This window comes from Candidatus Profftia sp. (ex Adelges kitamiensis) (genome assembly GCF_020342455.1).
GTDB lineage: Bacteria > Pseudomonadota > Gammaproteobacteria > Enterobacterales > Enterobacteriaceae > Profftia.
This window is the reverse complement of sequence record NZ_CP080506.1, coordinates 329,135-340,079: the sequence shown is the minus strand read 5'-3', so window position 1 is coordinate 340,079 and position 10,945 is coordinate 329,135. Positions and strand designations below refer to the sequence as shown.

Sequence of the window (10,945 nt, the reverse complement as noted above, 5' to 3'; positions counted from 1 at the left end):
ATAGATTAGGTATTTTAATATTTTAAATATTATAAGTTCAGACATAATTATTAATTTTAGTGTAAATTATTAAGTAATAACCTTATAAAATACTTGATATATAAATATTTTAGGTGATAAAAGTAAATATAGAAATAGACTAGAAAACACAAGAGGTCATTGATACTATGAATCGTATGCTTACTAACAATCATTTATTTATTACATAAAGTATCTGAGCTATATTCAAACTAAGATGGTATTATTTAATCTTACTAATTAAATTAATATTAATTATATTATATACTAAGAATATTTATTTATTTATTTATTTATTTAATAATACTTATTTTATCTTCTATCTATCTTGAATAGATATATGAGAATAAAAAATGTGTTATTAACACCCTTATATATCTTAGTTATTTTAATCAGTCTAGTTAGTATTATATTATTAATCTATAAATTACTATTTATATTAAGATCTAGTTTTAACTATCCTAAAAGATTATAGAAAAAATATTATTAATATTTTTATTCTACAATATTTCTTTGAAATAATAAGCGCTTTATTTTTAGATCGATACCTATATAGTGATCTAAATATTTTATAATATCTTCTGTATTTTTTATCTTACTATTGTTAGTAAGATTTTAAAATATTATTTAAGAATTTAATGATATATTAATATAAAGATATATATTTGGTTATGTAAATTAAAAAAATTTATTACAGTAATAATGCATTTAATAATTTTTATGAAAAATTAAATAATTTTATTTTATTTACAAGAAAAATATTAATAATTTTATTTTATTTACAAGAAAAATATTAATAATTTTATTTGAAATAACTTAAGTTATTAATAATAAAGAATAAATAAAAATTACTGGGATCTTAATTAACTAAAAATATTTTTATAATGTTATATTATAAACTTAAAGCATATTTTAAAAACTTGTAGTCTTTACTTTTATCAAAATATTATATTAAATAAAATTTAATTAATATCATTATATATCTAATAAAAATATATATTTAAACAAATAATATAAGTAATATATAATTATTATATTTAATAATATTAATTATATTATTATATTTCTTTTAAAGATATAGAGATATTCTGTTATTAAATAGATATTTAAATTATTTTCAGAAAATTATACAATATATCATTATATAAATAAAAGATATCATCAGCTAACATTAATCAAGGACAGTAATAAAAAGTAAGTATTTTTTATCTATTCAGTAATAATTAATTAAAATCAATAAGAGCATTAACTAATTTACTATCTGTCTTTATTTTTAATTTCTCAAATACTAATATATACCCCGAAAGTATATTATCTATAAATATATTAATGCAGTAATAGGTACTTATTAATACCTAGATTATATCTATTTATACACTAAAAATTTACTTTTAGAATTGATAGTCTACTTTTAAAAGATATTACATTATATATACTAGTATTATTTACTGAGTAATATATAGATTATATAAATAATGAAGTGCTTATCTTATTTTTATCTATAACAATAAAGATATAAAATTTACAGACACTATAAGTATTAATTGACTAGTACTATATTATAAAATAATTTTAAACTAGTATTTATAAGTTTTATTACAATTAATATAGTGTATTTATTTATATCGGCTTTAATATTTTATGTTGTTTATTTTATGCTGATAATTAAACAAGGTAAGTAAATTAACTACATACCATAAAGTATATAATAATATAGATTATCAACGCTAATCAATAAAGATTATCACATACTTTATAAGTATATATGGGGAATAATTATTCCATATAATTTAATATTATTATTTGTATTCTACAATACATATAAATAGTAGATTATTTTAGTAGTGCTTTTGCTTTTTCAATAATATTATCTACAGTAAAACCGAATTTTTTAAGCAGTATTTCAGCAGGAGCAGATGCACCAAAGGTAGTCATACCAATAATATCGCCTTTAAGGCCGATATATTTATACCAAAAGTCAGCAATACCAGCCTCTATTGCAACTCGAGCAGTAACTTCTAATGGTAATACCGACTCACGGTATGTATCTTCTTGTTTATCAAAAACTTCAGTTGAAGGCATAGAGACTACTCGTATTTTAAGTCCTTCATCAGTCATTTTATTTGCAGCATGCATTGCTAACTCGACTTCAGAACCAGTTGCAATTAATATTAGTTCTGGATGTCCTATACAATCTCTTAAAATATAACCACCACGAGAAATATTATCAACTTGATCAGAAGTACGAATCATTTGAGTAAGAGTCTGACGAGATAAGATAATAGCTGATGGACCATCATTGCGCTGAATAGCACACTTCCAAGCAACAGCTGATTCAACTTGATCACAGGGACGCCATGTGTAAATATTTGGTGTTAGGCGTAAACTAGATATTTGTTCAACTGGTTGGTGAGTTGGACCGTCTTCACCCAATCCAATAGAGTCGTGGGTATAAATAAAAATATTACGAATTTTCATTAATGATGCCATACGTATGGCATTGCGTGCATATTCCATAAATATCAAAAATGTTGCACCATATGGGATAAACCCACGATGCAAAGCAATACCATTCATTATCGCCGACATACCAAATTCACGTACACCGTAATGAATATAGTTACCAGATAATACTTTATGGATAGGATGAGAGCCAGACCACATAGTAAGATTACTTGGTGTTAAATCAGCAGATCCACCCAAAAATTCTGGTAGTATCTTACCAAAAGCTTCTAGTGTATTTTGAGAAGCTTTACGACTAGCTATATTAGAAGGATTTGCTTGTAAATAGTTTATAAATTTACTTGATTCTTTAGACCAGTTAAAAGGAAGGTGACCTCTTATACGACGTTTAAATTCAGTAGCAAGAAGAGGAAAAGCAACTGCATAAGCAGCAAATTTTTTATCCCAGTTTTTTTCTTTAGCTTCACCTATTTTTTTAGCATCCCACTGGGTATATATTTCTTGGGGAATTTCAAAAGGATTATAATGCCAGTTTAATGCTTTACGGGTAGCTTCTACTTCAGTGGTACCTAATGGGGCACCATGAGCTTCATGAGATCCAGCTTTATTGGGAGCACCAAAACCGATAGTAGTTTTGCATATAATTAAAGAGGGTTTATCTATAATTTTACGTGCTTTTTCAATAGATTTTTTGATATCGACAGAGTCGTGACCATCTACTCCATATATTACATTCCAACCATAGGATTCAAAACGTTTAGCAGTATTATCCGTAAACCATCCTTTAACGTTACCATCTATAGAAATACCGTTATCATCATAAAAAAGTATAAGTTTGTTTAATTTTAACGTACCAGCCAAAGAACAAACTTCATGAGAAATACCTTCCATCATACAACCGTCTCCCAAGAATACATAAGTATAATGATTGATTATTTGATGGTGGAGACGATTAAACTGTGCTGCTAACGTGCGTTCTGCAATAGCCATACCTACTGCGTTCGCTATACCCTGCCCTAATGGGCCAGTAGTAGTTTCTATACTAGGTGTATGACCATATTCTGGATGACCAGGAGTTTTAGAGTTTAACTGACGAAATTTTTTTAGCTCATCAATTGATAGGTTATAACCAGTAAGATGTAGTAAGCTGTAAATTAACATTGAACCATGACCATTGGATAATACAAAACGATCACGGTCGACCCAATTTGGATTCATTGGATTATGATTCATATAATCTCGCCACAATACTTCCGCAATATCAGCCATACCCATAGGAGCACCTGGATGACCGGAGTTAGCTTTTTGTACAGAGTCCATACTAAGTACACGTACTGCATTAGCGAGTTCTTTACGAGAGAACATATCATACTCCATTAGTTTTTAAAGAAACATGGTTATTAAGTATCACAAGTACCTATATCTAAAAATAGAAATTTGCTAATATTAAATGAGTTTTTTTATGTAATACACTTTAATACCCCTAATAATATATTTATATGAATTATATAATATAATATGTATTATCAAGCCAATATTCTATATGTTCTATAAATACACTAGGTTTCTTTCACTCAGATTATATGACTATAAATATATAATTTATTATGATGTTTTTTTTGATATCTTAATTCTTAATTAAGAATTTTAGTGATTAAACATTTATAAAAATATTTTTTATAACTTAAGGGATAATCTATAATAAAGAAAAAACAGAAAATATATAGTAATAATCAATGGTATATATTTACATTATAATAATCACTACATAAGATATACAAACGAAATATTCATAATACTAGTAAATATTATTAAATATTGAACAAATAATAATAAAAAATATCATAATAATTAAATATTTTTAATAAAAAGATGTTTTAATTATTATATTGTATATTTCATATAGTTAAATTTTTTTTCTTTTATAATATCTAGTTTGTATTATTAAATAATCAAATTACATTTCTCTAATAAAGCTTATACGTATATAAAAGAAATTATTATTAATATACTGTACTATTGATAAATATAAAATATTATATACTATAATTTAGATATTGTGAAGAGTATATACAAAAATACCTGACAATAAAAAGGGTTTTTATATTCAAATTAAAAAATACATATAATAAATGATTATATATGTATTTTTAAAAAACTAATTATAGATTCTTATTAAATAAATTAATCCAAAAAAAATATATGTAGTAAATATAAAATATAAAGTATAAGTAATAAAGCATAATAGTCAGTAATTTTTTATAACATTAAAATAGTATGTTATTCAACAATATTAAAAAGGTTAAAAAAAATATATTTGAATACTTTTAATGCATCTGTAAAATTTATACAATAAAAAAATTATCTTTAAATATTTTTTAAAATAAATACTAATTAACTTAATAAAAAAATCCTTCTAATAAGAAAATCTTATTATTTTGAGATATTTATTATAATATCCCAGTATATTTTTTCTATTAACTATCCTAATATTAAGTAATAATAAAAACTAGATAAAATCTAGCATATTATCATGTGATAAATCACAGCAAAGAAGTATTACTTACGCAATACAAAAAAGTAAAGAGATTGTTACAAATCACTGGGTATGAAATGATTATATCTTAGTTTTAGGATGAACAGTATAAACAAAAAAGATGATTTATATTTGTAGTATTTAGATATCTTTACAATAATAACTAATATTTTCTGACTAACCTAATGGATTTCCTTGTTTTTAAAATACCTTATAATTAGGGGATAAGATAATATAATTAAAAAAAGTTACAACCACTTACTGGAATAATATTCCAAATATATGAAAAAAATAAACTTCTTATAGTTGTCTTAGATAATATTTTAAATATAGATAGTTTTTTATCCTAATGAAAAACTTTAACAAATTCCTTTCAATATAAAAATATATATTAACTTGCTTTGCAAATGTATTCACTGCTCTGTTAAACTAGATTAAAAGTATATAAAGTCTCTCTGAATATTAGATACATTTAAAATATAATAAAATAATATAAATTGTTATTATAGTAATACAATTTTAAAAGTAAAATATAGAATATTATTGATAGACTAAGATAAAACTAAGTTATTGTAAACTTAAAAAAATTTTTTAGAGAAAGCAATTTTATAATAACCTAAATATATAATATGTTATAAAAAATCTAATTTACGTAATATGCTTACTAAATTATAAAAATATTTATTTATTTTAATGAAATGAAAATAACATTCTATGTATCATTGTACTAAAAGTAATAAATAAATAATATAACCTGTTATATTATTTATAATACTATACTGTATAATAAAAACTGTTAGATTATAAAATTAATGTTTTAATATATACATACTTTGGCTATATGCTATATCTTCTGGATTAGTTATAGGGTATCCTTTTACCCATGGCTTAATTAATCTACTATTAGTATACTGATATATTGGTGCAATAGGAGCCTGCTCAGCAATAACTATCTCTGCTTGTGCGTAATTAACATTGCGTTTAACCTCATTTGTTTCTTCATTAGCTATTTTTAATAACTTATCATAGCTTAAACTTTTAAATTTTGTAATATTATTACTATGATTAGAAGTGAGTAATGATAAGAATGTTGATGCTTCATTATAATCTCCTATCCAAGATGCACGTACTACATCAAATTTACCATTATTACGACTATCAATGTATGTTTTCCATTCTTGATTTGTTAAAACAACTCTAACACCAAGAGCTTTTTTCCACATAGATGCTATGGCAATAGCAATCTTTTGATTATTTTCTGATGTATTATACAATAGTGTTAATTTTAGTGGTTTTTTTGTTCCATATCCGGCTTCTGTTAACCATTGTCTCGCATATTTATCACGTTCCACTTGAGTTATTTTTTTTATTAATAATGGTAACTCATGAAAACCATTAGTAATATCAGGTGTTAAATAATAGGCAGGTTTTTCACCCGCACCTAACACTTTATTTACAATAATATTTCGATCTATAGCATAGGAAAGGGCACGACGTACACGAGCATCATGCAAAGGAGGTTTTTGTGTATTAAAAGCATAGTAATAGGTTCCTAACTGATGAGGTGTATATATTTGTTCTGGTATTTCTTGAATAAATTTACGATACATATTTTTTGGAAATGATTCAGTAATATCAATATCACCTGCTAAATAGCGTTTAGTAGCGATAGATTCCTGATTAATAGTAAGAAAAGTCACTTTAGTTAATACTGTATTAGCATGATCCCAGTAATAAGGATTTTGTTTTAAAACTATTTTTTCGTTTACAACTCGTTCTTTTATAGAAAAAGCACCATTACTTACTAAATTTCCTATTTTAGTCCAATCGTTACCATATTTTTCAATATTTTTTTGTGGAACTGGGAACATACTTACATGTGATAATAAATCCATAAAAAAAGGAACGGGTTTATCTAATTGTATAATAAGTGTATGTGAGTCTGGAGCAGTAATTCCTAATTTTTGTATCGGTACTCTGCCTTTTATTATACTTTCGGCATTTAAAATACCAGATATTTGCATAATCCAGGCACAGGGAGAAAGTGTTATTGGATTTATCAATCTATTCCAACTGTATATAAAATCGTAGGATGTTACAGGTTCTCCATTAGACCATCTAGCATCTTTTCGCAATTTAAAAACATAGTGTTTATTATTATTAGTTATTTGCCAACTTTGTGCTATACCAGGCTCAGGATATCCCTCTATACCCTGTTTAACTAAACCTTCAAATAAATCTCGTATAACCTGCGCCTCAGGTAATCCTACTACTTTAGCCGGGTCTAAAGATACCGGTTCATCTTTAATATGACGAATAATTTCTTGTTTATCTGCAAGTTGTGTTCCAAAAGGAACTTGAGCAGCTTGTGTTATTATTGAATTAAAAATAATAAGTATAGTTAGTAATATAATACGAAAAATATACATAAATATAAAAACCTATAATATATTAAAAGTTACTAAAATAATTTTTATTATTTTAATATATTAAATACTCTGCAATGAGTAGTAGTTTTACTAAAAAACTGTTGCATAAAACTTGTACAAAAATATTTTAATATTAATAAGGATTATTATCCTACTATAATAGTAATAAATAATAAATTTTAAGATAATAATTAAAATATTTTTGATAAATTTTTAATTAAAACTTACTAAGTAACAAGATTTTTTCAACCAATATTAAATATAATAATTGCTTAGTTTTAGTAAATAAGTAAAAACATTTATAAGCTAATGTTTACTAATTTTAGTACAGATATTTATTTATTAAGAGGATATGCATTTATTGAACTAATGATAATAAGAGTGCGTTGTGGAGCTATGCGGGTTCGAACCGCAGACCTCCTGCGTGCAAGGCAGGCGCTCTACCAGCTGAGCTATAACCCCCATAGCTATAAGATTCATAAATTAATATTATATAAAATTGATAGGCCTGAGTGGACTTGAACCACCGACCTCACCCTTATCAGGGGTGCGCTCTAACCGCCTGAGCTACAAGCCTATAAAGGAATTTTTTATTATTATTTATCAGAAAATTTGTGTGGACACTCACTTAACGCTATCTTAATTATGTAAGGAGGTGATCCAACCACAGGTTCCCCTACGGTTACCTTGTTACGACTTCACCCCAGTCATGAATCACAAAGTGGTAAGCGCTCTCCCTAAGGTTAAGCTACTTGCTTCTTTTGCAATCCACTCCCATGGTGTGACGGGCGGTGTGTACAAGGCCCGGGAACGTATTCACCGTAGCATTCTGATCTACGATTACTAGCGATTCCGACTTCATGGAGTCGAGTTGCAGACTCCAATCCGAACTACGACACACTTTATGAGGTTCGCTTGCTCTCGCGAGTTTGCTGCTCTTTGTATGTGCCATTGTAGCACGTGTGTAGCCCTACTCGTAAGGGCCATGATGACTTGACGTCATCCCCACCTTCCTCCAGCTTATCACCGGCAGTCTCCTTTGAGTTCCCATCTTTACATGCTGGCAACAAAGGACAAGGGTTGCGCTCGTTGCGGGACTTAACCCAACATTTCACAACACGAGCTGACGACAGCCATGCAGCACCTGTTTCAGAGCTCCCGAAGGCACTTCGCTATCTCTAGCAAATTCTCTGGATGTCAAGAGTAGGTAAGGTTTTTCGCGTTGCATCGAATTAAACCACATGCTCCACCGCTTGTGCGGGCCCCCGTCAATTCATTTGAGTTTTAGCCTTGCGGCCGTACTCCCCAGGCGGTCGACTTAACGCTTTAGCTCCGGAAGCCACGCCTCAAGGGCACAACCTCCAAGTCGACATCGTTTACGGCATGGACTACCAGGGTATCTAATCCTGTTTGCTCCCCATGCTTTCGTACCTGAGCGTCAGTCTTTGTCCAGGGGGCCGCCTTCGCCACTGGTATTCCTCTAGATATCTACGCATTTCACCGCTACACCTAGAATTCTACCCCCCTCTACAAGACTCTAGCTAACCAGTTTTAAATGCAATTCCCAAGTTAAGCTCGGGGATTTCACATCTAACTTAATTAGCCGCCTGCGTACGCTTTAAGCCCAGTAATTCCGATTAACGCTCGCACCCTCCGTATTACCGCGGCTGCTGGCACGGAGTTAGCCGGTGCTTCTTTTGCAAGTAACGTCAATTACTGTAGTTATTAACCACAATATTTTCTTTCTTGCTGAAAGTACTTTACAACCCGAAGGCTTTCTTCATACACGCGGCATGGCTGCATCAGGCTTGCGCCCATTGTGCAATATTCCCCACTGCTGCCTCCCGTAGGAGTCTAGACCGTGTCTCAGTTCCAGTGTGGCTGGTCATCCTCTCAGACCAGCTAGAGATTATAGCCTAGGTGAGCTATTACCCCACCTACTAGCTAATCTCATCTGGGTACATCTAATGGCGTGAGGCCCGAAGGTCCCCCACTTTGGTCTAAAGACTTCATGCGGTATTAGCTACCGTTTCCAGTAGTTATCCCCCTCCATTAGGCAGTTCCCCAGACATTACTCACCCGTCCGCCGCTCGTCACCCGAAGAACAAGAAGTTCTTTTGTGCTACCGCTCGACTTGCATGTGTTAGGCCTGCCGCCAGCGTTCAATCTGAGCCATGATCAAACTCTTCAATTAAAATCTTGATAGTTTAAAATAAATTTAAACCATACTTGAAAAATTAACTTTCATAGTACTTTTGTTGATATAAAATACTAATTGGTCATTTCTCAAGACTTTTACATTTTATCGTCCAAAAGACGTTAGATATTGTCTTGTAAGTGCCCACACAAATTTTCTGATAAATTATTAAAGAGCAGCGCTAATAAAAATAACTTTATATTAGCGGTAAATTACTTATACTACATGTTTAATTAGTAAAAGTCAAATTTTTTTTAAAAAAATTATATTACTAATTTATATCTATATATAAAAATTATATTTAGATTATTAATAGAGAGGCATTTATTATGATTGAATAATATGCTTTAAAATTTAAAATACAACTCAAATTTTATATTTAAATAGAATCTAAAACTATAAAATAAATCTTTAGAGAGCTAAAATTATTTTTTTATTTCTAGATTGCTTTATACTATATTTAGATCTAAAACGTAAGTAAATACTTATGAAACAAGAAATCAAGTTATATTCACTTAATGGTAAATAATTCTGATAGTAAATTTTTACCTCAAAATTTATATTAAATTAAGTATAGTAGCTGTATAGCCCTTCTTTCTAATGTAATATTAAAAATATTATTATTAATCTTGAGATTAATAATTTTACTATAGAATAAAATATTTTGCTATATAAATATTTAAATATAAAACATTTTCTATTACACATCAATTTAGAGAAAATATGATTTCTTTAATAATCTATAGATTAGATTATTAAAGAAATCAGTAAGTAACTAACTATATTATACATTACAACATAATGTATTATGTTATAATTTGTAATATACCAATTACTATAACCTAGTATCTTTTATACTATTTTTACTAAAACATTTCAATAAATATTTCTCCTTTTATGCTTATCTTATATTATATTATAAATGTACATATTTTATTTAAAATAATTTTTATCTGTAATATTGCTATATATCCTAAAATATACATAAGTGAATTTACTTATTTTAGTAAAAATATCTCATAAATATCTAATGCGTTATCTTATAAACAGGTTCACTATATATACATATAGTACACTATACTGGTATAGTAATGAGTAATTTATAAAAAAATTCCTACCAAAGGTAGATGTAAATATATTATAAATACCATAAAAACTATTATGATATTTACTATGTATTTTAGTAGTTATCTCTGCAAGAAAAATAACTTATCTTTATTTATACTATTACATAATTACACTGTGATAATAATAATTTGACAATTCATCTGAGTTATTAACAATAAATTAGTATATAGAAAT

General features: G+C 27.7%; 2 protein-coding genes, 2 tRNA genes and 1 rRNA gene. All 5 read right to left on the bottom strand.

Going from position 1 to position 10,945, the window contains the following annotated elements; all coding sequences use genetic code 11:
- Positions 1 to 1,851 precede the first annotated feature (1,851 nt).
- Positions 1,852 to 3,846, bottom strand: coding sequence for a transketolase (tkt, locus tag K0T98_RS00785; protein ID WP_225639518.1), 1,995 nt, complete (start codon positions 3,844 to 3,846; stop codon positions 1,852 to 1,854).
- Positions 3,847 to 5,826: 1,980 nt separating this feature from the next.
- Positions 5,827 to 7,446: a peptide ABC transporter substrate-binding protein gene (locus K0T98_RS00780; protein WP_225639517.1), complete on the bottom strand. Its 1,620-nt coding sequence runs from the start codon at positions 7,444 to 7,446 to the stop codon at positions 5,827 to 5,829.
- A gap of 389 nt (positions 7,447 to 7,835) precedes the next feature.
- Positions 7,836 to 7,908: transfer RNA gene (locus tag K0T98_RS00775), tRNA-Ala, on the bottom strand.
- Between the two features lie 41 nt (positions 7,909 to 7,949).
- Positions 7,950 to 8,023: transfer RNA gene (locus tag K0T98_RS00770), tRNA-Ile, on the bottom strand.
- Positions 8,024 to 8,094: 71 nt separating this feature from the next.
- Positions 8,095 to 9,640, bottom strand: a 16S ribosomal RNA gene (locus tag K0T98_RS00765).
- Positions 9,641 to 10,945 lie beyond the last annotated feature (1,305 nt).